General features: G+C 45.0%; 24 protein-coding genes. 3 read left to right on the top strand and 21 right to left on the bottom strand.

What is annotated here, in order from left to right:
- Positions 1-317: 317 nt before the first annotated feature.
- The 12 genes from DWZ61_RS08855 to rho form a co-directional block, all read right to left on the bottom strand.
- On the bottom strand, positions 318-638 hold the full coding sequence (locus DWZ61_RS08855; protein ID WP_117465143.1) for a DUF1540 domain-containing protein: 321 nt from the start codon (positions 636-638) through the stop codon (positions 318-320).
- 347 nt (positions 639-985) lie between these two features.
- Positions 986-2,749 (bottom strand): threonine--tRNA ligase, encoded by a 1,764-nt coding sequence (gene thrS, locus DWZ61_RS08860; RefSeq protein ID WP_117465031.1) that lies wholly within the window; start codon positions 2,747-2,749, stop codon positions 986-988.
- Positions 2,750-3,135: 386 nt separating this feature from the next.
- Positions 3,136-3,639 (bottom strand): CarD family transcriptional regulator, encoded by a 504-nt coding sequence (locus DWZ61_RS08865; RefSeq protein ID WP_172594764.1) that lies wholly within the window; start codon positions 3,637-3,639, stop codon positions 3,136-3,138.
- A gap of 171 nt (positions 3,640-3,810) precedes the next feature.
- A complete protein-coding gene (locus DWZ61_RS20460; RefSeq protein ID WP_337537286.1) occupies positions 3,811-4,977 on the bottom strand; it encodes a GDSL-type esterase/lipase family protein in 1,167 nt (388 codons plus the stop codon).
- A gap of 52 nt (positions 4,978-5,029) precedes the next feature.
- The gene (locus tag DWZ61_RS08880; protein WP_118538111.1) at positions 5,030-5,278 is read right to left on the bottom strand and encodes a hypothetical protein; all 249 of its coding nucleotides are present in this window, start codon (positions 5,276-5,278) and stop codon (positions 5,030-5,032) included.
- A gap of 342 nt (positions 5,279-5,620) precedes the next feature.
- Entirely contained in the window at positions 5,621-6,697 is a 1,077-nt protein-coding gene (gene prfA, locus DWZ61_RS08885) for a peptide chain release factor 1 (protein WP_118538112.1), read from the bottom strand.
- Positions 6,698-6,848: 151 nt separating this feature from the next.
- Positions 6,849-7,727: a peptide chain release factor N(5)-glutamine methyltransferase gene (gene prmC, locus DWZ61_RS08890; RefSeq protein ID WP_118538113.1), complete on the bottom strand. Its 879-nt coding sequence runs from the start codon at positions 7,725-7,727 to the stop codon at positions 6,849-6,851.
- Position 7,728: 1 nt separating this feature from the next.
- Positions 7,729-8,724: a DUF1385 domain-containing protein gene (locus DWZ61_RS08895; protein ID WP_118538114.1), complete on the bottom strand. Its 996-nt coding sequence runs from the start codon at positions 8,722-8,724 to the stop codon at positions 7,729-7,731.
- 100 nt (positions 8,725-8,824) lie between these two features.
- A complete protein-coding gene (rpmE, locus tag DWZ61_RS08900) occupies positions 8,825-9,025 on the bottom strand; it encodes a 50S ribosomal protein L31 (protein WP_022153877.1) in 201 nt (66 codons plus the stop codon).
- A gap of 120 nt (positions 9,026-9,145) precedes the next feature.
- The gene (locus DWZ61_RS08905; RefSeq protein ID WP_118538115.1) at positions 9,146-9,448 is read right to left on the bottom strand and encodes a type II toxin-antitoxin system RelE/ParE family toxin; all 303 of its coding nucleotides are present in this window, start codon (positions 9,446-9,448) and stop codon (positions 9,146-9,148) included.
- A complete protein-coding gene (locus DWZ61_RS08910) occupies positions 9,441-9,704 on the bottom strand; it encodes a type II toxin-antitoxin system Phd/YefM family antitoxin (RefSeq protein ID WP_118538116.1) in 264 nt (87 codons plus the stop codon). The genes DWZ61_RS08905 and DWZ61_RS08910 overlap by 8 nt, the downstream gene beginning before the upstream one ends.
- A gap of 103 nt (positions 9,705-9,807) precedes the next feature.
- Entirely contained in the window at positions 9,808-11,382 is a 1,575-nt protein-coding gene (gene rho, locus DWZ61_RS08915; RefSeq protein ID WP_118504273.1) for a transcription termination factor Rho, read from the bottom strand.
- Positions 11,383-11,688: 306 nt separating this feature from the next.
- On the opposite strand from rho, the gene DWZ61_RS08920 reads away from it, so the two are divergent.
- From DWZ61_RS08920 to DWZ61_RS08930, 3 genes are read left to right on the top strand one after another with little or no spacing between them, the layout of a single operon-like run.
- Positions 11,689-12,840, top strand: coding sequence for an NADP-dependent malic enzyme (locus DWZ61_RS08920; protein WP_118538117.1), 1,152 nt, complete (start codon positions 11,689-11,691; stop codon positions 12,838-12,840).
- The gene (locus DWZ61_RS08925) at positions 12,840-13,814 is read left to right on the top strand and encodes a TIGR01212 family radical SAM protein (protein WP_118538118.1); all 975 of its coding nucleotides are present in this window, start codon (positions 12,840-12,842) and stop codon (positions 13,812-13,814) included. Before DWZ61_RS08920 ends, DWZ61_RS08925 begins: the two co-directional genes overlap by 1 nt.
- Positions 13,815-13,832: 18 nt before the next feature.
- Entirely contained in the window at positions 13,833-14,348 is a 516-nt protein-coding gene (locus DWZ61_RS08930) for a DUF4364 family protein (protein ID WP_022312765.1), read from the top strand.
- A 22-nt stretch (positions 14,349-14,370) separates the two neighbouring features.
- Here the strand turns inward: DWZ61_RS08930 and DWZ61_RS08935 are convergent, their stop codons facing one another.
- From DWZ61_RS08935 to DWZ61_RS08975, 9 genes are all read right to left on the bottom strand, one after another.
- Complete coding sequence (locus DWZ61_RS08935) at positions 14,371-15,723, bottom strand: replication-associated recombination protein A (RefSeq protein WP_022312764.1); 1,353 nt, start codon at positions 15,721-15,723, stop codon at positions 14,371-14,373.
- 85 nt (positions 15,724-15,808) lie between these two features.
- Entirely contained in the window at positions 15,809-17,134 is a 1,326-nt protein-coding gene (locus DWZ61_RS08940; RefSeq protein ID WP_022312763.1) for a diguanylate cyclase, read from the bottom strand.
- A gap of 130 nt (positions 17,135-17,264) precedes the next feature.
- Positions 17,265-18,806, bottom strand: coding sequence for a hypothetical protein (locus DWZ61_RS08945; RefSeq protein WP_118538119.1), 1,542 nt, complete (start codon positions 18,804-18,806; stop codon positions 17,265-17,267).
- A 152-nt stretch (positions 18,807-18,958) separates the two neighbouring features.
- The gene (locus DWZ61_RS08950; RefSeq protein WP_117465022.1) at positions 18,959-19,627 is read right to left on the bottom strand and encodes a DUF3879 family protein; all 669 of its coding nucleotides are present in this window, start codon (positions 19,625-19,627) and stop codon (positions 18,959-18,961) included.
- 110 nt (positions 19,628-19,737) lie between these two features.
- Positions 19,738-20,373: a DUF6033 family protein gene (locus DWZ61_RS08955; protein ID WP_243026378.1), complete on the bottom strand. Its 636-nt coding sequence runs from the start codon at positions 20,371-20,373 to the stop codon at positions 19,738-19,740.
- Between the two features lie 62 nt (positions 20,374-20,435).
- Entirely contained in the window at positions 20,436-21,467 is a 1,032-nt protein-coding gene (locus DWZ61_RS08960; RefSeq protein ID WP_118538121.1) for a DUF4885 family protein, read from the bottom strand.
- A 75-nt stretch (positions 21,468-21,542) separates the two neighbouring features.
- Positions 21,543-22,310, bottom strand: coding sequence for a hypothetical protein (locus DWZ61_RS08965; protein WP_117465020.1), 768 nt, complete (start codon positions 22,308-22,310; stop codon positions 21,543-21,545).
- 95 nt (positions 22,311-22,405) lie between these two features.
- Complete coding sequence (locus DWZ61_RS08970) at positions 22,406-23,161, bottom strand: hypothetical protein (protein ID WP_227061396.1); 756 nt, start codon at positions 23,159-23,161, stop codon at positions 22,406-22,408.
- A 21-nt stretch (positions 23,162-23,182) separates the two neighbouring features.
- Positions 23,183-23,983 carry a FlxA-like family protein gene (locus DWZ61_RS08975; protein WP_117918503.1) on the bottom strand — a complete coding sequence of 267 codons (801 nt, stop codon included), beginning with the start codon at positions 23,981-23,983 and terminating at the stop codon, positions 23,183-23,185.
- Positions 23,984-24,258: the final 275 nt, after the last annotated feature.

Raw genomic sequence — 24,258 nt, forward strand, 5'->3', positions numbered from 1 at the left:
CACCTGTTCCCTTCACGGACTGCCCTCATTCAAACAAATTCCAAACGAGTTCTCTGTCTATGAAAAATCTGAACGCTTACCAGCCTGCGCCGTAAGGTGAGAGTGGATACTCTGCTTGTTGTGTCGTGTTCTTCACACGCTTAAATAGAATACCACGAAGTTTTCCTGATGTCAACCCCGTTTCCGATATTTTCTATTTTTTATTTTACCCTAGAATCTATGTACCGGCGGTCTCCCGCCGAATCCGATCACTTGCTCTATTATCCGCAGTTTCGGAACATTTGTCAAGCCGGAATACTGATTTACTTTTCCGTGATTTACTTTTCCGAAAAAGTAGCACAGGCGGTCTCTCTGCAGTCGCTGGCTCCGCAGCCCTTGATATCCACATGATCCGCCACACACTTGTAATTGCTGTTATAAATACATTTTACCGCCTCACAGTCGATACTGATGGTATGGCTTGGATGAGACAGGGAATTACTGAAAGACTCTCTTCCCTCTCTCTTCTGCGCAAAGCTCTCGCAGCAGGTGCCGTCACAATCACAGGCATGCTTACCTCCCACCATGATGTCTCCCTTGCTGCACAGACAATCCTTATTATAGGAACAATTTTCCACAACACATTTTAAATCTGCCATGTCTCCCTCGCCTTCTGCCGCCGTCCCGCGGCTCTTCGTCTTCTTTTTTCTGATTTTTAAAAATTTTAAAAGAGGACACGCGGCAAAAGAGCCGATGCAGTCCCGCCACGCGTCATGGATAGTCTGTGCAGATTTAAAAAAATTATTCATTTGTGGAAACTGCCGGTTTTGAAGTGGTTTCTTTCGAGGCACAGGCAAAAATGCGTGCCCATCTCGTTGCTCGTAAAAACTAATATCGAAATACTGTTTCTTGTCATACCATTCAAAAAATCGCCGTCTCCCTTTTTATTTTTATAAGGAAACGGCGATTTTCATATTTTCCTACTTGATTTTATCCGGCAATCAGCTTACTTGCTCAGCTTCTTGGTTGCGATCTCATCCTTTAACATAGCCAGGAATTCGTCTCTGGATACCGTAGTGGTGTTCTGCTGTCCGTGCAGACGATAGCTTACGGTGCCGTCCTGTGCTTCCTGTTTTCCTAAGATGATCAGGTAAGGGATTTTTTTCACCTGTGCTTCTCTTACACGATAACCCAGCTTCTCTGCTCTCTCATCGATGTCCGCTCTGATGTTATTGTCCAGCAGATAACCGTACAGATCATGGGCATAAGCATTCAGCTCTTCGTCATCGTTCTTGACCGGCAGGATCATAGCCTGTACGGGAGCCAGCCACAGAGGCAGGTTGCCCTTGGTCTCCTCCAGGATATAAGCCATGAATCTGTCCAGAGATCCCAGGATTGCTCTGTGCAGAACCACGGGAGTCTTCTTCTGACCGTCCTTGTCCACATAGGTCAGATTGAATTTTGCAGGCAGGCAGAAATCCAGCTGACAGGTAGACAGGGTGTACTCATTACCTACAGCGGGCTTTACGTTTACATCCAGCTTCGGTCCGTAGAATGCAGCTTCACCGATCTCCTCGGTGTACTCGATGCCCAGATCATTCAGAACCTTACGCAGAGCATTCTCCGCATTGTTCCACATCTCATCATCATCGTGATATTTTACCTTGTCCTCCGGATCTCTCAGAGACAGGACACATCTGTAATCGGTAATACCGAAATCCTTGTAGGTATTGAAGATCAGGTCTACTACCTTGGAGAACTCGGACTCGATCTGCTCCGGTGTTACGAACAGATGGGCATCATTCTGGCAGAAATGTCTGCCTCTTTCGATACCCTTCAGGGTTCCGCTGGCTTCAAAACGGAAGTCATGGGCGATCTCACCGATACGGATAGGCAGATCCTTGTAGGAGTGCTGTGTGTTAGCGTAGATCATCATGTGGTGAGGGCAGTTCATGGGACGCAGTACGAAGGACTCTCCTTCCATTTCCATGGGAGGGAACATGTTCTCCTTGTAGTGATCCCAGTGACCGGAAGTCTTGTACAGATTCACAGTACCGACACAGGGGGTCATAACATGCAGATAGCCCAGTCTTCTCTCTTTATCCTTGATATAATTCTCCAGCTCCTGCCATACGGTGTAACCCTTGGGAAGGAACATGGGAAGTCCGCGGCCTACCAGATCATCAGTCATGAACAGTTCCATTTCCTTGCCGATCTTTCTGTGGTCACGCTCTTTGGCCTCTTCCAGCTCTTTCAGATGTGCTTCCAGTTCCTCTGCGGTAGGGAAGCAGACACCGTAGATACGCTGCATTACGTGGTTGTTGGCATCGCCCTTCCAATATACTCCGGAGTGTTTTACCAGTTTGAAGTTCTTGCACAGCTTGGTGTTGTCTACGTGAGGTCCACGGCACAGATCGGTGAAATCACCCTGATCGTATACAGTGATGTTGCCGTCTTCCAGATTGCTGATCAGATCCAGCTTGTACATATCATCCTTGAACATTTCCATGGCTTCTGCCTTGGAAACTTCTCTTCTGTAGATTTTCTTGCCTTCCTTACAGATCTTCTTCATCTCTTTTTCGATGGCAGCGATCACTTCATCATTGACTACATCGTTGCCGAGATCGATATCATAATAGAATCCTTCCTTTACCACAGGTCCTACCCAGAATTTTGCATGAGGGTACAGATGCTTGACAGCCTGTGCCATAACATGGGCACAGGAATGATTCAGAGTTGTCAGTCTTTCGTCTTCCTTAAAATTAACCATTTTTGTTCTCCTTTTTGTTGTTTTCTAAACTATTCAGCACCTTCATTCGCAAAATCGCATCTGCGATGCTACTCTGAATAGTCGCAAAATAAAAGTCCCTTGCAACGATCTGCAAGGGACGTATCACACGCGGTTCCACCCTGATTGCAATTATCTAAAGATAACTGCCACTCATTTGCTCGTAACGGGAGCTGCCGGGCTGTATTAAAGCCACTCCGAGACGGTCTTCGTCCGCATCCGGCAAAACCGCTCACAGCGCCTGTCTCCGACAGGGCGGTTCTCTCTGGTGCCTTCACTGCTTCCTACTCTTCTCTTCAACGTTTTCTGATCTTAAATAATCATAAATTTCTGTTGCTTTAGGACTTATGTTGATATAATAGACCTTTTCACACGGATTGTAAAGAGGTATTTATATAGCTTTCCACATTTTCTCTGGACATATCCAGTGCCACCGCCAGCTCTCCGTACAACTGGTCCTCTGCGATCCGAAAATATCTGGCATCCACCGCCGTCTCCTTGCGTCCCGCCTCTTCTCTGGCCCGCTTGCGCAGGTAGATGGTCTTGATAATCCGGATCAGATCCTGGCAGTTACAGGCCTTCAGACAATTCTTATATTCCTGCTCCAGCAGTTTGTCATTGGCAATGGTGATCAGCGGGATCTCCGGAATCTGTCGGATCAGACTCTCCGCCTCCTCATGTGCAAGCACTTTCCGCATGGAACCTTCTGCCGTATCCACCGGAATATATACCGTACTGGAAGACAGATACAGAGGTTTTAAAATATAATACTCTCTCTTCTTGTCCACTCCTGCAATATCCAATGTCGTGATCTCTTCCACCACGCAAACGCCCTTACTGCCACATACTACACGTTCGCCCTTCTGAAACACCTTGACCTTCCTTTCCTCTGCCCATTGCAGAAAATTGAAAACACAATTTCCGTTTACTACCAATAGTATACCCATATTTTAACAGAAAAAACGCCGAAATGTCAGTATCTTTCGGCGTTTCTGATTATTTTCGTGAATATTGCTCATAAGAAATTGGTCAGGTGTTGTGCATTATTTCTGATAGGCGATGCGTGGATCTCCGTTTTTCAGGTAAATAATGCCTCTGCGTTCGAAGCTGTTCTTCTCTAATAAGTGCTGCATGGTGTGATTGTCAAAATGGGTATCCGCACGCAGGTAAGGTACTTTCTTCTCACAGAAGGCAACACATTTTGCAAACAGTCCCTTCACTTCCCCGTCTCCTGCCAGGCGATGGATCGTGCCGTAAGGTGTCTCCTCCCTCCAGCTGCCGTCCTCGATATAAGCATAGGTCGGTTCCTCCTCCAGCAGAAGCATGAATACCCCGTGGATGCGTCCGTCCTTTTTATACACATACAGCCGCTGTTTCTCTATATCTGACCGCAGCGTCTCCGGATCCGGATAAGCGCCGTTCCACTGGTTCGGATTCCCGTTTGCCCGCATGTAAGCCTTGGCGATGTCATAGATCTCCAGGATTCTGGGCAGATCTGCCTCTTTTGCCGTTACGATCTCCTCCATCCCGTCGCCATCTTTCCTCTCTTCCACTGCCTCCGGTACCGTTTTCCCCAGAATGTCCCTCACGGCGGTCTCCATCCGCTCTGCCAGCTGTCTGTGGCCCTTCGCTGTCAGGTGCACATGATCCGCCTTCGTCAGTTCACAGCCTCCTGCATCTAAGAAATCCGCCCGTTCAGCCACTGCCAGGAAAGCATATTCTCTTGCCAGTGCTCTCGTTGTCTCCACGCTTTTTTCATTAAAATCAGGATAAATCACACCCTCTTCGATGGGAACCGGTGCCACGATCAGGATCTTCGGTCCATTCTTTCCCCAACAGGGAACCGATTTCGCCTCTTCCAAGAGGATATGCATGCCCTTTGCAATCTTCCGCGCATCCGTATTGAATTTCACCTTGGAATCATTGGTACCTAACATCAGGATCAGCAGGTCTAACGGCTCGTGGCTGTTCAACAGGACATGCAATACCGGCAGCAGATTCACGGAATCCATGTCCGGATCATCATACACACAGGTTCTGCCGCTTAAGCCTTCCTCAATGACCAGATACTCCGCTCCCAATGCCTTCTGTAACAGGCAGGTCCAACGTTCCTCTTCATTATATCTGCTGCCGTGGTCGGCACTCTCCGACGGATCGGTGCAAAGCCCGTGGGTATTGGAATCTCCGATGCACAAAATATGTTTTTTCACTGTTTAACTCTCCGTTTTCTATTTCAGTCTGTAACCATCCAGGATCAATACGTCAGGCTTCAATATTAGGGAAAAATACAATAACATCATCCCCCTGGCATTCCACATACATGCCCTCCAGTTCCAGGTTCACATCATCCACATTGTGATCGTCGAAATATTTGGTCAGGTTCATGATCGTCTCCATATAGGAATTATCTCCCTTTACCAGGATCCCCAGACCTTTTTCCGGCTCCTGCTCATAGAACTCCAGACCTTCGGTTTCATTGACATATTCACGTATTGCTTCTGCTATGGTCATTTGATTTTTTCTCCTTCTACTGTTCCTTTGTTCATATTTGCTGCTTCTCTTTATTGTATCATAAGCTCACGAATTCGTGCTATCGCACTCTACATCCTGCTTCGCAGGATATTCGTTCGCTAATGAGCCCAGAAAAACAAATGTCTGCTTGCAGCCACTTGTTTTTCCTTGAGGCTCATTATATCATGATTCGCACCTTCGGTACTTGACGTTGCTTCGCAACTATCATGATCAAATTCGCCGTTCGCCAATCATGCAAGCATGTTGGCTCTCTTGCGCTCATTATATCATAAAAGGCGAACCCTGGCACCGCCAAAGTCCGCCCTTCATCATTTTCTTCTCTTATTCTTCATTCATCTTAGCCAGCTTGGCTGCCTGGTCGGCTGCGATGCAGGCATCGATGATCTCTTCGATATCTCCGTTCATGATCTTGTCTAACTTGTACAGGGTCAGACCAATACGATGGTCGGTGACACGACCCTGCGGGAAGTTGTAGGTACGGATCTTCTCAGAACGGTCTCCGGTACCGATCTGGCTACGGCGCATCTCTGCTTCCGCATCGTGTCTCTGCTGCTGCTCGATGTCATACAGCTTGGACTTTAACAGTGCGAATGCCTTAGCCTTGTTCTGGATCTGAGACTTCTCAGTCTGACTGTATACCACGATTCCGGAAGGATAGTGGGTCAGACGTACTGCGGAGTCGGTGGTGTTGACACACTGACCACCGTTACCGGATGCTCTCATGACATCAATACGGATATCCTTGTCCTCGATGACGATATCAATATCATCGTCCACCTCCGGCATAACTGCCACACTGATGGTGGAGGTATGGATACGTCCGCCGCTCTCGGTCTCCGGCACACGCTGTACACGATGTACGCCGCTCTCATACTTCATCTTGGAGTAAGCACCCTGTCCGCTGATGGTAAACTGTACTTCCTTCATACCGCCGATACCAATCTCATCCACGTTGATCAGCTCTACCTTCCAACGCTGCTTCTCGGCATAATGCACATACATACGATAGATCTCCGCTGCAAACAGTGCAGCCTCATCGCCGCCGGCACCGGCACGGATCTCCACGATTACATTCTTGTCATCATTAGGATCCTTGGGCAGTAACAGGATCTTCAGTTCCTGCACCAGCTCTTCCACGCGCTTCTTGCTGTCGTTTAACGTCTCCTTGATCATCTCGCGCATTTCTTCGTCTTTTTCCTCTTCCAGCATGGAAAGAGAATCTTCAATATCCTGCTTGCACTTTTTGTACTCTGTATACGCATCCACGATAGGTGTCAGATCACTCTGCTCCTTCATCAGCTTGCGGAAACGTTCCTGGTTATTCGTGACCGTGGGTTCATGCAGTTCGCCCATGATCTCTTCAAAACGAATCAATAAATCTTCTAACTTGTCAAACATAACTAATTCCTCTCAATATAAGTTGTAACAGTTCAGCCATGAACATATTGGAGAGCAAAAATCATGCTTGCATGATTTTGTGAACGAATATGTTCATGAACTAAGCGCCAGGTTTATGAGCAAAGATAGTCACGAAGTGACGGAAAGCGTGTCAGCGCGACTTTGCGAATGGTGCGGGCTGAACTGTTACATACGTTCCAAAAACTACCCGGTCCAGACCGGCATAATCCTGCACCACTTGTACCTCGCGGTACCCTTCGGTGCGCATCAGTTCCGATACAGCCTGTCCCTGGTCATATCCGATCTCAAAAAAGAGCATTCCACTGCTCACCAGATGTTTTCCTGCTTCTTCGATGATACGGCGGTAAAAATGTAAACCATCCTCCGTACCGTCCAGTGCCATCCTGGGTTCATGATCCCGTACCTCCGGCATCAGCTTCTCCACTTCCGCACTGGCGATATAAGGCGGATTCGACACGATGATCTCGAATTTTCCCTCCACCTTGTCAAACAGGTCACTCTGTAAAAAATGAACCCGATCTGCGTTCACCGCATCCAAAAGCGTCTCCGCATTTTGCTCTGCCACTTCCAGCGCATCTGCAGACAAATCCACACCCAGTCCTTCACAGGCATTGCTGTAATGCAGAAGGCTTAACAGAATACATCCGGATCCCGTACACATGTCAAGCACCCGCATTCCGTCATGGAGTTCCTTCAATACTTCCTCCACCAGAATCTCCGTATCCTGTCTCGGGATCAGTACGTGCTCATTGACAGCAAAGGTCAGTCCCATAAAGTCCTGCTCCCCGGTCAGCTGCTGCAGCGGAATGTGCTCCGCCCGCTGTCCGATCCAGCCAAGATATTTCTCTTCCGCTTCCGGTGTCACCGACTGTTCCCCGTGCACCAGCAGATCATTACGATTCGTACCGCATACCGCTTCCAGCAGAAGTCTCGCATCCAGTGTGGCTTCTTCGATTCCCGCTGTCTGTAAAGCCAGACAGCCCTTTTCATAGCATTCCCGATAGGTCATCTTAATCCTCTGGTTCTGCGGATGCATCGTCCTTCATCCAGCCCTCATCCACTTCGTAACCGAAGGTATCCTGTAAATATTTCTTCCAGTCGAACACAGCTTCTACGGAAGCGATGGCTACCTCTGCCATGCTCTCATCGGGTTCCCTGGTGGTCATACGTTGGATCCACATACCGGGAGCAGACAGGATCTTAATAAACACATTATCCGTGCGTCCGGCCAGACGGATGATCTCGTAGGAAATTCCGGCCACAACCGGCATCAGCAGAATACGAAGGATCACTTTCTCCGCCACATTATCCACCTGGATAAAGAAGAACAGCACAATACTTACCAGCATAACAAAGAAAATGAAGCTGGTACCGCAACGTTTGTGCAGTCTGGAGCTGCGCATCACATTGTGCACCGTAAGGGGTCTGCCCTTCTCGATACAGTTGATGCATTTGTGCTCCGCCCCATGATACTGGTACAGCCTGCGGATATCCTTCATGGCGCTGATGCCCCATACATACAGCAAAAACAGAGCAATACGGATCACACCCTCAATAATCGCCATCAGGGAGCGGTTGCGGATAAAGCTCTCAAACAGAGAGGAAATGAAATACGGCAATACGATAAAGATGCCTACTGCCAACATAATAGAGATCACCGTCACAATACCGGACAGCAGCTTTTCTCCGTTGCCACCGCTCATCTTGTCCATTGCCTTATCGAATTTCGTTTCTTTGCCTTCCTCTTCTTCATAGAAGGAAGCGGAATAATTCAATGCTCTGGTTCCCAGGATCAGGGAATCCAGGAAATTAAAGATACCACGGATAAAGGGAAGCTCCTTGAACTTACTTCCGTGAGCCAGACCCTGATAGGTCTCCACTTCCACTTCAATCTCGCCGTCCGGCTTGCGGACCGCTACCGCATACTTCTCTTTATTTTTCATCATAACGCCTTCCAGCACGGCCTGTCCGCCGATACCGGAATAACGACTCTTTCTTCTAGCCATAAAACCTCATCCTTATAAATGCAGTATTAAATAGGAACATAGTTTCCTATACGACAAGAAAAGGTTGAGATAAGAATACCTCAACCTTTCGCTTGCAATCTTATTTAACACCGTATTTCTTATTGAACTTATCAATACGGCCATCGGTTCTTGCAGACTTCTGCTGGCCAGTGTAGAATGAATGACACTTGGAGCAAACTTCTACGTGAAGCTCGGGCTTGGTGGAGCCGGTTACAAATGTGTTACCACAGTTGCAGGTTACAGTTGCCTGGTAGTAAGCGGGATGGATTCCTTCTTTCATTTCTTTCACCTCTCTATAAAAATGTCGTGTATAAGTTCTTGTTCTCATCCTCACTGCTTATGGAACCACAAACAGCGGTATTATTGTACCATAAGAGTTTACACGACGCAAGACCTATTTTTACATATTTCTCCTCTGATATTGCACTGTAATGACATAAACTGTTTTTTCAGTCTCATCAATCTTATAAATTGCCATATAATTATCGACCAGAAGCTGTTTATACCCCTTTCCGGCATACTTTCCCTCTAATCTATCCTGATGTGAACCGGGAAAAGTCTCCAGTTTTTTTATCGCTCTCCAAATTCTGTCTGTTTGTGCTTTTGCATTTTCCGGAACCTGTTTTTCTATGGCGATATACCTGTAGATTTCTTCCATATCACGATATGCTCTCGGATACAACTTTATATGGTATTTAACCATAATATTTTTTGTCTAGCCGTTCCATTGCGACATCCATATCCATCGTATCCGCACCCGCAGCAACTTCCTCTTCCGCCTCACAGATGGCCTGGTCGATTTTATGAATTCGTGCAAAATGCTCATAAAGTTCTGCGCTCATCACTACCAGATCGCTGTAGCCATTCTTAGTAATAAAAATCGGTTCCTGCTTTGTATGTGCTAATTCGGATATTTCACTTGTTTTTCTCAAATCTCTGATTGGCATGATCAATGGCATAATAGCACCTCCTTTATGCCATAATTGTAGCACAATTATGGCACATCGTAAAGGTATATATTCTGCCATCATTTCCAATTTTTGTCAATTTTCTATCTCTTGCCTAGATAAACCGGTTCTTCTTCACCATATTCACAAATTCCACATTATTGCGGGTATGGGAGAACATATCAAGGATGCGGTCGGTAGCTTCGTCGGGCTTTAAGCCATTCAGGGCCTTACGCATGATATTGATGGCTTCCAGTTCTTCCGGTGTCAGCAACAGATCCTCTCTTCTGGTGCCGGATTTTGCCAGATCGATAGCCGGGAAAATACGTTTCTCGGACAGCTTTCTGTCCAGAACCATTTCCATATTACCGGTTCCCTTGAATTCCTCGTATACCACATCATCCATCTTGCTTCCGGTCTCTACCAGTGCGGTGGCCAGAATGGTCAGGCTTCCTCCCTCACGCATATTACGGGCTGCACCGAAGAATCTCTTGGGCATGTGGAGTGCGGCGGGATCGAGACCACCGGACAGAGTACGTCCGCTGGGGGGAACCACCAGGTTGTACGCTCTGGTCAGACGGGTGATACTGTCAAGCAGGATCACGACATCCTTCTTATGTTCTACGAGACGCTTTGCACGCTCGATCACCATCTCTGATACTCTCTTGTGGTGCTCGGGAAGCTCATCGAAGGTGGAATAGATCACTTCCACATTGTCTCCGTGGATTGCTTCCTTAATATCGGTAACTTCCTCGGGACGCTCATCGATCAGCAGGATCAGCATGTGCATCTTGGGGTTACCGTTCAAAATAGACTTTGCCACTTCCTTCAACAGTGTGGTCTTACCAGCCTTGGGCGGGGATACGATCATACCACGCTGTCCCTTACCGACAGGGCTTACCAGATCCATGACTCTCATAGCCACGCTGCAGCCGGGAGTCTCCATCTTGATGCGCTCATCCGGGAAGATCGGCGTCATATCCTCGAATGCCATTCTCTTGGCTGACTCTTCCACTGTATAACCGTTGATGCTCTTGACGAACAGCAGTGCACTGAACTTCTCCTGCTGGGTCTTGATTCTCTTGTTGCCCTTCAGGATATCACCGGTCTTCAGTCCGAAACGGCGGATCTGGCTGGGAGCCACATACACATCGTTCTCACCGGGCATATAATTCTCGCAACGGATAAATCCGTAACCATCCGGCATAACCTCTAAGATACCGCTGGCTTCGATACCGCTGTCCAGTTCCTTGGGATACTGGCTCTCATCGTATGCCACGTTATTCGGATTGAAGGTACGCTCTCTGGTGTAAGCTTCACTTCTTACGCCGACCATCTCTGTACCGGTTTCGGAACGGTCAGTGCGTTCTGCACGATCCGTACGCTCGGTACGGTCTGTCCGATAGTTTCTGTCATTTCTATCCTGTCTATCATATCTGTCCTGTCTGTAATTCCTCTCCTGTCTGACAGGGCGTTCTGTTCTCTCCGGCTTCTCTGCCTCTTCGCTCTTAGCAGCCTCCTGTTTCTCTTCCGCTGCCTTAGCTTCTTCCTCTTTTTTCAGGCGCTCATCTTCTGCAAGCATAGCTTCTACCAGATCTGCCTTTTTCATTGTGGAAGTTCCCTTCAGGCCACGTACTTTTGCCAGCTCCTTTAACTGAACTAATGCAAGTGATTCATATTTTTCTCTCATATACCCTCCTATGGAAATAAGATTTACTATATAGCTGTTAACTAAGGGGAATTACATCCGATTTACATTCGACATGTCAGTTGAATAAAAAGATATTAAAACTGCATCTGAAGCCATTATAATACATTTCTTTCCAAATAGGAAGTCCCAAAATAAAAATTTTATTTTTTGTAAAAGTGGTGCTAAATCCTTGCGAAGATATCGATTCTATTATATCATTATGAATAGCGTCCGGATTTCGTATCCGGCAAATCATCCATGATTATATGAAGTAATGACCAAACAAAAAATAAGAGAGGTATTGTCATGACAACCAATGAAAAAGCGTTACTGATGCATGAAAAATGGAACGGTAAACTGGAGACCGTGTCCAAGACTCCCGTCAAGACCCGTGAGGATCTGGCTATTGCTTATACTCCCGGTGTTGCGGAGCCCTGCAAAGTAATCGCCCAGGACAAGGAAGCTGCTTACAAATACACCATGAAGGCCAACACCGTAGCCGTTGTCTCCGACGGAAGCGCGGTTCTTGGTCTTGGCAACATCGGTCCCTACGCAGCCATGCCCGTTATGGAAGGCAAGGCAGTCCTCTTCAAAGAATTCGGTAATGTAAATGCTGTCCCCATCTGTCTGGACACCCAGGATACCGAAGAGATCATCAAGGCTGTGACCTATCTGGCTCCCGGCTTCGGCGGCATCAATCTGGAAGACATCAGTGCTCCCCGTTGTTTCGAAATTGAGGAACGTCTGAAGGAGATTCTGGACATCCCCGTATTCCATGATGACCAGCACGGTACTGCCATCGTCGTTCTGGCCGGTGTCATCAACGCCCTGAAGGTAGTCGGTAAGAAAAAGGAAGACTGCCGCGTAGTGGTAAACGGTGCCGGAAGCGCCGGGGTGGCTATCACCAAACTGCTTCTGACCTACGGTTTCCCCAATATCATCATGTGTGACAAGGTAGGTATTGTCTCCAAAGATACCGAAGGCCTGAACTGGATGCAGAAAAAGATGACCGAAGTGACTAACTTAAACAACGAGACCGGCTCTCTGGCCGATGCTCTGAAAGGTGCCGATATCTTCATCGGTGTTTCCGCTCCGAACATCGTCACTCCCAAGATGGTAGCTTCCATGAACCGCGATTCCATCCTGTTTGCCATGGCGAATCCCATTCCCGAGATCATGCCGGATGTAGCCAAGGCTGCCGGTGCCCGTGTCGTAGGAACCGGACGCAGTGATTTTCCCAATCAGGTGAACAATGTGGTTGCTTTCCCCGGTATCTTCAAGGGTGCTCTGGAAGGTCGTGCTACCCAGATCACCGAAGAGATGAAACTGGCCGCTGCCGAAGCCATTGCCGGTCTGGTACCCGCAGACAAGCTCTCCGATGACAATATCATGCCGGAAGCATTTGATCCCCAGGTAGCCGAAGTTGTGGCAAACGCTGTAAAGAGCCACATCCGCTAATGTGTTCGGACAGCATTGTGAGAGACTGGCACGGCAAGCCCTACTACTCTCTGGATTCCTATTGCAAAAATATGTTTCACCATAAATGCTATAAAATAGCCCTGAATGCCCGGATGTCCTGTCCCAATCGGGACGGAACTCTGGACACTCGGGGCTGTATCTTCTGTAGCTCCGGCGGCAGCGGTGACTTTGCTGTGGACATTGCCGGGAAGACTATGGAGGAACAGATTGCGGAAGGCATGGCAAAATTCGGTGATAAAGTGACCGGTCATGACCTGATCGCCTATTTTCAGGCATACACCAACACTTATGCACCTCTCCCCTATCTGGAAGAGGTGTATCGTTCTGCCCTGAGCCATCCCAAAGTCTGCGGCATCTCCATTGCCACCAGGCCGGATTGTCTGGGGCCGGAAGTACTGGCTCTGCTTGCAAAATTAAAAGGTGAATATCCGGACAAATTCCTCTGGATCGAACTGGGATTACAGACAATCCACGAAGAGACTGCCCACTATATCCGCAGAGGCTATCCCCTGTCCTGCTTTGAGAAAGCCTGTACCAATCTGAAGACACTCAAAATCCCTTTTATCGTCCATACGATTCTGGGACTCCCCGGAGAGACCGACCGACAGGTACTGGAAACCATGAAATACTTAAACCATATTGCTCCCTTTGGCATCAAGCTCCAGTTACTACATATTTTAAAAAATACCGATCTGGCAGAGGATTATGAAAAGGGAATATTTGAGGCACTGACTCCGGAACATTATCTGGATCTGTTGGTCTCCTGCCTCGCCCACCTGTCTCCGGATATCGTGATCCACCGGGTCACCGGTGATGGGCCAAAAGATCTGCTGATCGCTCCGAAATGGAGTCTGGACAAACGAAAGGTACTGAACTCACTGCACCACCGTATGAAAGAACAGGGCATCCGTCAGGGTGACCTTTATGAAGCAATAAATAAAGATAAACATTAGAAAGGCTGTTATCCCATTATGTTACAAGATCCGCTTACTTTATATAAACTTATCGTTCTCTACATGCTGAACCGTGTGACTTTCCCTCTCACGGCCGCACAGGTCAGCGATTTTATCCTTGGAAAGGAATACACGAACTTCCTGACCCTGCAGCAGGTCATCAATGAACTGACGGATGCCGGAATGATCGCCACCCAGTCGATCCGCAACCGGACCCACCTGTCCATCACTGCCGAGGGCAAGGAAACTCTGAATTTCTTCGAGAACCGCATCGGTGATACCATCAAGCAGGAAATTGACAGCTATTTTCAGGAAAACGAGTTCACCCTGCGCAACGAAGTCTCTGTGCTGGGGGATTATTATAAATCCACCTCCGGTGAATACGAGGCTCATCTGGTAGCAAAAGACCGCGGTATCAATCTGGTGGACATCACATTATCCGTTCCCGTGGAAGAAACTGCGGCTGCTATCTGCGACAACTGGCAGAAAAAAAATCAGGAAATATACAAATACCTGATTACGGAGTTGTTCTAATCCCGCAATCAGGTACCTGATTTTATGATTCTTTGTTTTTAGAAGAAGCCTCTGCGGCTTCTTTTTTGATTCTCGCCATATGCTCTCTGATCTTCACCTCATAACCGTTACCCGAGGGCTGATAGAACTCCCTGCCACTTAATTCATAGGGCAGATACTGCTGTTCCACATAGTCATTCGGGTAATCATGTGCATATTTATATCCTGTTCCGTGTCCCAATTTTGCTGCTCCTTTATAATGTGCATCCTGCAAGTGTGCGGGGATCGGCAGATCTCCTGTGGCCTGTACTTCCTGCATCGCCTGAAATACCGCTTCGCAGCTACGATTGCTCTTGGGTGCTGTAGCAATATAAGTCACTGCCTGCGCCAGAATGATCTGCGCCTCCGGCATGCCTACCCGCTCCACCGCCAGAGAAGCATTCACTGCCATCACCAGTGCCTGGGGATCCGCATTGCCCACATCCTCCGATGCACAGATCATAATACGTCTTGCAATAAAAGTAACGCTTTCGCCAGCATTTAACATCCTTGCCAGATAATATACTGCCGCATCCGGATCTGACCCCCGCATACTCTTGATAAATGCAGAAATCGTATCGTAGTGGTTGTCACCGTTTTTATCGTATCTCGCCGCTCTCTTCTGAATACACTGCTGTGCCACGTCGAGCGTAATATGGATCTTGCCATCCGGTCCCGGTTCTGTGGTCATGATGCCCAGTTCAATAGCATTCAGTGCATGCCTGGCATCGCCGCCGGAGATATCTGCCAGAAAATCCAGTGCATCCTCGTCTATGGTGCCGTTGTAGGCTCCCATTCCCCGGTCTGTATCGTAGACTGCTTTTTTCAAAAGCTCTTTGATGGCTTCCCTCGGAATCGGCTTCAATTCAAAGATCACCGAGCGGGAGATCAGAGCGCCGTTGACTTCAAAATAGGGATTCTCTGTGGTAGCTCCTATGAGAATGATCGTACCGTCCTCCACATACGGGAGCAGATAATCCTGTTGTCCTTTATTGAAACGGTGGATCTCGTCAATGAACAGAATTGTACGCTTCCTGTACATTCCCTGCAGTTCCTTCGCCTTTGCCACCACTTCTTCCATATCCTTTTTGCCCGCCACTGTGGCATTAATCTGTTGAAATTCAGCACTGGTAGTATTGGCGATGACTTTCGCCAGCGTCGTCTTGCCGGTGCCGGGCGGTCCGTAGAAAATGATGGAGCTGATCTTGTCCGCCTTGATGGCACGATACAGAAGCTTGTCCTTGCCGATAATATGCTCCTGTCCCACGACCTCATCCAAGGTTCTGGGACGCATTCTGGCCGCCAGTGGAGCTTCCTTTTCCATATTGGTGCTTCTCATGTATTCAAACAAATCCATAATATTACATCCTCTGTTTCTATTGCAAAGATACCAAAAGACTGAAGCACATTCTAAGATATGCTCCAGTCAATTATAACAAAGTTTATCGCAGCTTGCAATTTTGCATCCAGATCTTCACACGCCGCTTCAATGCATTTGCTTCCAGCGGAGCCAGCAAAAGATCCTGGATTACTTCCGTCTCCAACGCACATTTCATCTGTACAAGATTCCCCTCCTTGCAGATGGCGATCATGGGAAGCGCATGTTCTCTCTGTAATTCTCCAAGTTCCTGCCAGCGTGCCTGTCCTCCGTCCTCTTCTTCTGATACATCCACGAACAGTCCCAGAATGTCTTCGCCGGTCTTCTCTCCCATGTTCTCTCTGATCTCTTCCACCGAGATTACTTTCTTCAGATGAACAAACTCCGGCAGTGCAAACTCCAGCATGCTGGTAACATTACGGGAGGATGACCACACAAAAGCCTGTAATTTCTGATCAGGGGTCTGATTTTCCTCACCGAACACGCTGTAGCGTCCTTTTCCCGACTTCTTGGATACATACAATGCCTGATCTGCTTTTGCCGCAAGATCATAGTAGCAATGATCCTCTGGATCGGAAAATGCTATTCCCACACTGATGGATATATTTTCCGGTATGGATAAGTTCTCTTTATATTTTACGAGGTTGACCAGATTCTCTGCCTTGATCAGTGCGATCTCTTTGGACGGAATGTCTCCCATCAATACTGCGAACTCATCTCCACCCATACGTCCCACATAATCTGTGCTGCGGAACTGTGAAGAAATGACTCCTGCAATGACGCTGATCACATGGTCTCCCATAGTATGACCGTATACATCATTTACGGATTTGAAATTATCGATATCTATCACCATAAGAGCATGCAGGCCATTCTCATGCTCTGTCAGAGTCTTCGTGATCAGCTTCTCTACTGTCATCTTGTTGAACAGACTGGTCATCTCGTCGATCTGCGACTTTGTCTTCCAGGCCTTCTGCTCATCTCTGCTATTCTGCAACCTGCGTTTTACCCCCAGTGTATTGTTGATGCGGGTAAGCGCTATCCGGGTATCTACCGGTTTGATAATGAATTCATCCGCCCCCAGTGCAAATGCTTCCGACTGGGAAGACACCGATTCCGTATTCGTCAGAACGATAACCGGCGTGTCCTTGAAGCCCTCCATATTCTGTCTGCGGCGCAGTACTTCAAAGCCGTCGATCCCCGGCATGACCAGATCCAGCAGCACCAGATCAATGGCATCGCTTTCCTTCTCCATGATCGTAAGACATTCTTCACCGGAAACAGCCTCTGCGAAGTTAAAATGCTCCCCGAGAGACTGTCTGATCACTACTCTTTGAAATTTTGAATCATCAACGATTAATAATGTTTCTTTCTTTTGTAAACTGCTCATGGCTGTCGGATCCTGCTTTCCGTATCACGTCGTTTAAAACGCGATACAGTTATAGTATATCCAACAGCCATGTGCTCGTCAATTTAAAAATATATCTACTTTTTACACAATCTTTATGTGGTTTTTCCCTTTAAAGTTGAATTTTACTACGTCTGCAGAGAAGTCCGCCGAATGTCACCAGACCTGCAGCTGCAAACAGCAGTACCTCGGGCATCCATCCCATCACACCTTCTCCGGTCTTGGGCACGCTGTCCAGCTCCGGCTGTGCAGCTGCGGTGTTTGCAGCTACTGTAAATGTGGTGCTGGCGGAATCATCGATCCACATGGTGTCCACAGTATGTTCACCCTCTGACAGGGATGCCAGGTAGGAAGGCTTCAGGGTCACGATAGTGGAACCTGATTTTGCTTCGTAGTGGGCACTGGGGATCCAGTTGCCGTCTACACGGACACCGGCGAATTTAGCAAAATCACCATCGCCGCGGATGGTCAGGCCTTCCGTGGTGCTGCCGTTCCAGGTACCCTTGGTGCCTTCGATGATCTTATAGGGATCTTCCTGGCTGTCATCGGTACCACTGTCAGAAGCTGATGTATCTGTATTATCTGTAGTATTTGTAATCTCTCCCGTTGTAAAGGTATATTTCAATGTCAGATACCGTCCCTCAGCTAAGTCAATTGACGTATACTCCACTTGTGGATTTGTGACAATCCAGATGCTGTCATGATTGAATTTATAGCCACGTTCTGCAACCAAGGTCAGAATTGCATAATACGTTGTGTTCGGTTCAGCATTGCCGATTGCCGCCTCATTCTCATTTCCCTCTTTCAACCACAAAATACTGTTCTTCGTAACATCAGTAATTCCTTCCGTATTAATCTGCCATTTTTTAGGTAAGGGCTGTCCGGCTACCGGTGGGGTGACTACCATGTCCAGACTGGAGATTGTCCGATCAACTGTGCCAACATTAAACGACATTATATCTGTTTTCCTATGTTCATCCCCTTGTGGATCATCATATACTGCTTTTGCATACACCTTATATCCCGCCACTTTGGCACAGTTTTCTGTTTTATAGCTAATCTTCACTGTTGCAGTTCTGTTATCTTCACTATAATTTATGATTTTAGCAAGAAAAATGTCATCTGCACGGTAACCCGCTCCATCATAGAAATTAAATGAAACATTTACTTTAGAAAAATCATAATATGAATTTATTTTTAAATCATACAAAAAATAAGATTTCTCATCATTTGAAACCAACTGTGCCGGTTCCGACAAGCTAGAATGAAATTCCAGATTGACTGCTTCACCTGTCATAACTATTTTACCTGTTCCATGATTTGGAAGCCGATAATAATAACATTGTTGAACGCTGTCATAGGTTGCACTTGCTTCTATTTCATTAACATCATCCGTAGAATATACAACTTTCGGTGCTGTCAAAAACCAATATTCTTTTCCATTATAACTGTCATCTCCCGGGTATATAGAAAAACAATCATACATTTTACTATCTATCATAGTACTTAGCATTATATGACAGTTTTTTAATCCGGTTCTATCAACTGTCCAGTTTCCCGTATAATCGTCCGCCTTAGCATTCATCCCCTGCCAACCCCACAGCAGCAGCACCGCCGCTGCCAGCAGTCCGATTCTCTGTAATATCTTTTTCATCTGTTTCCTCAGAGGGATATTGTCAAGTGTGTAAGTAAGATTTTATGAAATTGCTTCTATTTTCATAAGAGAGCCTTCCATTACTTTTATACCATCTGTTAATTCAATATAGCTGATTACCTTTGTTTCTCAAAAAGAATAGTTTATACGCTTTAGATTTTAGTATCAAGTGTTGCCTGTGCAGGGGATTTTCCTGTCTCTGCAGTCTCTCTTGTAACATCATCAAGTGCTCCAGCTTTGATTGGCTTACCAATTTCCCAGTTAGGATCAGCCTTTTTTGCGGCATCATAAAAAGCCTGTCTGTAAATTCTCTCATATTTTTCAAGGGTGTACCCGGCAGCCAGCCTGTCCTTTTTGGACATTTTGCGATACAAATTGTTATACACATCTGTTCGTTTTGTTGTATCACCATTGCATACACCATTTTCACGCAGAAATTCTTTTTTTGTCAGTTCATACATTTCTTCTTTGCTGCTATCCGGAATTGATATGATCCTTCTTCTCGAATTCTCGTTGTCATCTGTCACCAAAAGTCCTGCCAATCCATTTACAGGATTAATATAATCTCCATCCTTATCATAATGACTCATCAGATTTTTTATTCCCTGAATATTGCCATACATCGCACCATTTCCGGCAGACATCATCTTCTTAATAGCTGCTTTATACTGTTTACTGTTCGTATTAATTCCAGCAGCTTTTAGCTGTGATTGAACAGAACTGCTATTAAGCTGTGACAACTGAAAACTACCTATTGCATTTACTCCTGATGTTCCAAATGATTTCTGAAATAAAAAAGCATAATCCGTTATCCTTGACATAAAACAGCCTCCCTGTCTGTTTCCACATTGCAAATTTATTTTTGTCTATTTTATGTTCTAGCATAAGTCATTATTTTAATTGCACACCTTACGGTTTCATATCAAAGTTCCTATGCCAGCACATCAAATGTCGAAACTCCATTTTCCATCACTCCTATAGAAGTTGAAGTACCTAGCAATTCCACCATTTTTCCTGTCAGGTCAGTTACATCTTTTCCATCAATTTTCAGATTATATTGCCGTTCTTCCTGCTCCTGTTTTTCGGCACGCTGTTTTTCCAGTCTTTCCTCTGTCTCTTTCTTTTCTGCTTTCCTTTTCACGAGTCTTTCTTCAAGTTCTTTCCTTGCTTTTTCTGTTCCAGGATCAACTTCATCTTGAGTACACATTACAGAACTCATACTATCATATCCATCTATAGTAATACTATAACTCAGTATCTTTGCTCCTCTTGCTGCCACATAAGCTCTTGACTGTTCTATTGTTTTTGGTATTAGCGATAAATTGTACTCCAACCATTGTTTTGTCTTTTCATCTCCCATAGCCTTTGACAAAAGAGAACTGTTTATATTTACAGAATAATCCCTGCTTCGTAAACAATCGTATTTTTGTGTTAAATAGTTCTTATATTCATGAGCATTCTTATATGTCCTGCCCGTTTTGTTTCCAGCATTTTGTGTATTGCCATAACTATTCGTATATGACGAATATGTTCCTATTCCTGTAACTGCCATATTAACTCCTTTCATTATTCGGAGTCCTTCCAACTATGCCACCTGTTGGATTTCTCTCAGAATCAATATAATATTGATCACACGCTAGCTTCAAATATACTTTGACTAATACCTTTCATCCACATATTCTGCGTTGCTCCATACCCTCTTTCCTGCCCTATATCATACAATCCACTGCTGTCAAATCCTATTTTCAATACTAAATCATTTTCTTTTTTCCAGCCATTCTTAGCATATTCCAACCATCTATTAGAATAAAGTTCATACCCTGCGCCATTTTTAGCCTTTGCCTTAAACAAGGCAAGTAAATCTGTGCCATCCTCTGCAATAAAAGTACCATTTCTATATGTCGCATTGCGTGCATCATACCCTGTTGTCTCATACACTTCATGCCATAAAGAATATTGGTTCGCCTTTGTCCTATTTGCTTGCGAATTAACAATTTCATTGTCTGAATCATGCATACAAATCCACGCATGCGTCCAAATATTTTTTGCATTATCTCCTTCATTCAGCAATTTTTCTATCTGCGATAATGTGTCTCTATCTGCATTTCCTGACACAGTTAATTGATATGTATATGGATCAATAGAAAATGTCAAATCTGCTTGTTTTGATAATGATATTCCATTTTTTGAAAACAGATTTGAAATTTGCTGATTTACAACACTTCTTGCATATTGCTTTTCCTTGTCAGTATTGCGTATATAACCTGTACTTCTTGAAGCACCTGTATATACATCCTTGTAATTTCTTAATGCATAATCATACCGGGCAAATCCAGCCGAATATTTTCCCCCTGTTTGTAACATTCTTTTCTCATTGCGGTAAGCTATGGAACGCTGATCTTCTGTCATATATGAGCAAAAATTAGGTGAGGTCACATCACAATATTTTGATTCGATATATGCCATTGGATCAGAATGAGACAAATTTTCTTTGTACACTTTATCATAATGCTCCTGCAAAACTTTTTGTACGAAACGATCTTCCTCGGTAAGTCCATCATATTGATAACCTACAGTTGTACCTGCACTGGAAGTGTTTGGCAGATTATTTAAATCCCTGCCTACTGGTATATTGTTGTAATAATTATTTACCGTAACCATACTATCCCCTACCTTATATAAGTCTCATAACAACTGCCAACATTCTCTTACAACATTAAACAACCTTTCATGTCTCTAGAAAATATTTTTTTTAGCATTGTGATATATTGTTTTAGCAAATAACCTCTGAGTCGTTTCCATAAAGTTCTTATCGCTACTCATAATATCCCCAATTACACTCTTTGCAATTCCTGCTGTGTATTTCGGTTCTTCACGCATTTCTAAAAATCTTTTTTGTGCTTTCTCCATCATGGATACCGCAGTATCTATATATTCTTTTTGTTCTGCTGTATTCTTCTTCACATTAGTTGTTTGAAAGAATTTAGAACCGTCATTTGTCTGCTGACATACAATATATCCCGCCAGATTTGCTAATCGCTTATTATATGCCCTGTCTAAACCTGCCAAGTCTTCATCAAGTGTTAATGAATTTTCTCCTGTGAGATCATAAGAAATCCGACGTTCTCCATTCTCATGTTCTTTCACAATATAATTGTAACGCGTTTCATAAGCATCCATCATAGACTTCATCACATCTTCTAGATTGTATTTTCCGTCTTTTAACGTCAGTCCACTATATTCTCTCATAGAAGTATAATGTTCCCATTCAACCTCATTTGTATCTTGTATTGTTAATTCATATCCTATCGGTTCCTCAACCTTTGGCTTTACTTCTCTTAATTTTTCCCGCAATGCCCGCCTTCCTTCATTCGATATTTCTACATTGTCTATCTGCTTATTTTTATAAGCAACATTGTCATCCATACCTCTGAAATCTTTACTCTTTCTTTCCATTTCGAATAAACAAAACCTATCGTAAGAAGGTGTTTGAAATATTTTCATATCCGCTCCTTTCACATTTCGCAATCGCCTATTCACTTTCATGTTTACTAATTAGTGATATACATTTGCTCAAATTAGTCACTCATACAATATTCCTATACTTCCTTATCTATCTTACTTGACGTTAGAGAGGAATCCTTTTTAGAATATGTACCATTGTTTGTATAAGTCGCACTTGCGCGGTTCGCAGCATTTGATATACCAGTTGCTTTCTGGGCTGTTTTGCCTGCAAAGGAATTGTAACCTGTAAAAACCGTTTTCAATGAACTGATATCTGCTTTCTTCAATTCATCTTCATCCAGCTCCAGCTTGTTACCCTTTCCTATGGTAATACCTATTTTAGAAAGTAAATGACTGGTTTTGTCTGTCATGCCTGTCATCCATGAAGCATTTCTAAGGACATCTTTTGTATTGGATTCTCCTGCCTCCTTAACAACATCATTATAATCATCAATAAAAGATTTCACTTTTTTGGTAATTGCATCCCAGTCATAATCCTCTACCTCTGTTTCTTCCCCGGTCTTTTCATCCTTCTTTTTTATTTTCTTTTTTTCCCAGAGTGACGCATCGTTTAGTGCATCTGCTGATTTTTTCAGGGAATCCGCACTTGTTTTCATCAGTGTAAGCTTCTGTGAAGTATCGCCTTTCCCCGATAATTTTTCTGCATCCTGCTTTGCATAATATGCTTTCATAAGTTTTCCATAGCTTCCGTTTTTAATCGCAGCATAATCAGAAAGCATATTGGTGTTTCCTACGGATGAACTGTCGGAAGTTCCTCCAAATAATGCGGAATAATCTACATTGCTGTTATATTTACTTGTGTAATCACTAAAACTCTTAATCTCTGACATAATACCATTCTCCTTTACCAACTATAAACGAATATCAATCGGTGTATACACTGCCTGCTGTGTTGCATTCTGTGCATTTTCCAGAGTCGGTGTTTCTACTGTCACCTGTGTTTCCCCTTTGATATCCGTATTCTTTACGCTGTCTGTCTCCTCTGCCGCAGCCCCCGCAGATTCCTGTGTTTTCTCGGATTTATCAGTATTGTTCTTTGTTGCAGTGTCTTCTGTATTGCTGTTCTCCGCTTTTGCAGCTTCTTCTACTGATTTATTTGCATCTGCAAGTGTAGACATCTGTGCTGCTGTCGCAGACTGTGCCTTTGCCTGCAGCTCTGCCAGTTCTTCTTCCTTCTTCTCAGTATTTCCTTTTCCGGCATCCTGTTTGATTTCAGATTCAAGCACACTGGCACGTCCCTGTATCTGTGTTGCCATACTTCCCTGCACCTTTGCCTGTTTCATGGAAGAATCTGCGGAGATCATCGCCTGCATACTTGCCTGTGACAATCCGGTGTCTTTCTTTTTTGAAGTGTTACTTGTTCCAGCCACCATATCATCCATAGATGACGAATTTTTACTCTGCTGTTCCTTTCTCTGCTCGATCTGGTGCTGTCTTAACTGCTGATTGAGATTGTTAATCTCCTGCTGTATCTCCTGACGCTTTTTCATCTTATCCTCTAATGACATTTCTTCATTCGATGATAAATCCTGTAGCTTCTGCTGTGCATTTGCAATCTGATTCTGAATATTTTTACTTACAGAATCATTCCCCTGTGTCATTCCCATTGTTCCTGTCTGCGTATTTGTCCCACTAAATCCATTGATTCTCATTCTAATCCTCCTTGTTTTGCGAAGCAAAATCCGAGCCCCATGGCGAGGAGATGATTTGGCCTCCTTGAGCTTAAATTCTGAAATCCGTTTCCTTAAAAATCGTACAACATGATTTCTCTTTACTGATTTTTCGGCATATCTTTCTTTACAATAAACAGCGATGTTGTGAACCGCCCTTTTTTTGTTGTGAAGCAAATAAAAAACACCTCGAAGGTGCTTTTTGTGCTCAATAGTCACCCGAGTTTCCCGTTTTGTAAACGAGTTTCACATTTTGA

Source organism: Clostridium sp. AF34-10BH (assembly GCF_003478095.1).
Classification (GTDB): Bacteria; Bacillota; Clostridia; order Lachnospirales; family Lachnospiraceae; genus Acetatifactor; species Acetatifactor acetigignens.

What these genes read in the sequence shown, in the direction of transcription:
- DWZ61_RS08855 (WP_117465143.1), bottom strand. Translation starts at nt 638, where the DNA reads ATGGCAGATTTAAAATGTGTTGTGGAAAATTGTTCCTATAATAAGGAT.
- thrS (WP_117465031.1), bottom strand. Translation starts at nt 2,749, where the DNA reads ATGGTTAATTTTAAGGAAGACGAAAGACTGACAACTCTGAATCATTCC.
- DWZ61_RS08880 (WP_118538111.1), bottom strand. Translation starts at nt 5,278, where the DNA reads ATGACCATAGCAGAAGCAATACGTGAATATGTCAATGAAACCGAAGGT.
- prfA (WP_118538112.1), bottom strand. Translation starts at nt 6,697, where the DNA reads ATGTTTGACAAGTTAGAAGATTTATTGATTCGTTTTGAAGAGATCATG.
- prmC (WP_118538113.1), bottom strand. Translation starts at nt 7,727, where the DNA reads ATGACCTATCGGGAATGCTATGAAAAGGGCTGTCTGGCTTTACAGACA.
- DWZ61_RS08895 (WP_118538114.1), bottom strand. Translation starts at nt 8,724, where the DNA reads ATGGCTAGAAGAAAGAGTCGTTATTCCGGTATCGGCGGACAGGCCGTG.
- rpmE (WP_022153877.1), bottom strand. Translation starts at nt 9,025, where the DNA reads ATGAAAGAAGGAATCCATCCCGCTTACTACCAGGCAACTGTAACCTGC.
- DWZ61_RS08905 (WP_118538115.1), bottom strand. Translation starts at nt 9,448, where the DNA reads ATGGTTAAATACCATATAAAGTTGTATCCGAGAGCATATCGTGATATG.
- DWZ61_RS08910 (WP_118538116.1), bottom strand. Translation starts at nt 9,704, where the DNA reads ATGCCATTGATCATGCCAATCAGAGATTTGAGAAAAACAAGTGAAATA.
- rho (WP_118504273.1), bottom strand. Translation starts at nt 11,382, where the DNA reads ATGAGAGAAAAATATGAATCACTTGCATTAGTTCAGTTAAAGGAGCTG.
- DWZ61_RS08920 (WP_118538117.1), top strand. Translation starts at nt 11,689, where the DNA reads ATGACAACCAATGAAAAAGCGTTACTGATGCATGAAAAATGGAACGGT.
- DWZ61_RS08925 (WP_118538118.1), top strand. Translation starts at nt 12,840, where the DNA reads ATGTGTTCGGACAGCATTGTGAGAGACTGGCACGGCAAGCCCTACTAC.
- DWZ61_RS08930 (WP_022312765.1), top strand. Translation starts at nt 13,833, where the DNA reads ATGTTACAAGATCCGCTTACTTTATATAAACTTATCGTTCTCTACATG.
- DWZ61_RS08935 (WP_022312764.1), bottom strand. Translation starts at nt 15,723, where the DNA reads ATGGATTTGTTTGAATACATGAGAAGCACCAATATGGAAAAGGAAGCT.
- DWZ61_RS08940 (WP_022312763.1), bottom strand. Translation starts at nt 17,134, where the DNA reads ATGAGCAGTTTACAAAAGAAAGAAACATTATTAATCGTTGATGATTCA.
- DWZ61_RS08945 (WP_118538119.1), bottom strand. Translation starts at nt 18,806, where the DNA reads ATGAAAAAGATATTACAGAGAATCGGACTGCTGGCAGCGGCGGTGCTG.
- DWZ61_RS08950 (WP_117465022.1), bottom strand. Translation starts at nt 19,627, where the DNA reads ATGTCAAGGATAACGGATTATGCTTTTTTATTTCAGAAATCATTTGGA.
- DWZ61_RS08955 (WP_243026378.1), bottom strand. Translation starts at nt 20,373, where the DNA reads ATGAAAGGAGTTAATATGGCAGTTACAGGAATAGGAACATATTCGTCA.
- DWZ61_RS08960 (WP_118538121.1), bottom strand. Translation starts at nt 21,467, where the DNA reads ATGGTTACGGTAAATAATTATTACAACAATATACCAGTAGGCAGGGAT.
- DWZ61_RS08965 (WP_117465020.1), bottom strand. Translation starts at nt 22,310, where the DNA reads ATGAAAATATTTCAAACACCTTCTTACGATAGGTTTTGTTTATTCGAA.
- DWZ61_RS08970 (WP_227061396.1), bottom strand. Translation starts at nt 23,161, where the DNA reads ATGTCAGAGATTAAGAGTTTTAGTGATTACACAAGTAAATATAACAGC.
- DWZ61_RS08975 (WP_117918503.1), bottom strand. Translation starts at nt 23,983, where the DNA reads ATGAGAATCAATGGATTTAGTGGGACAAATACGCAGACAGGAACAATG.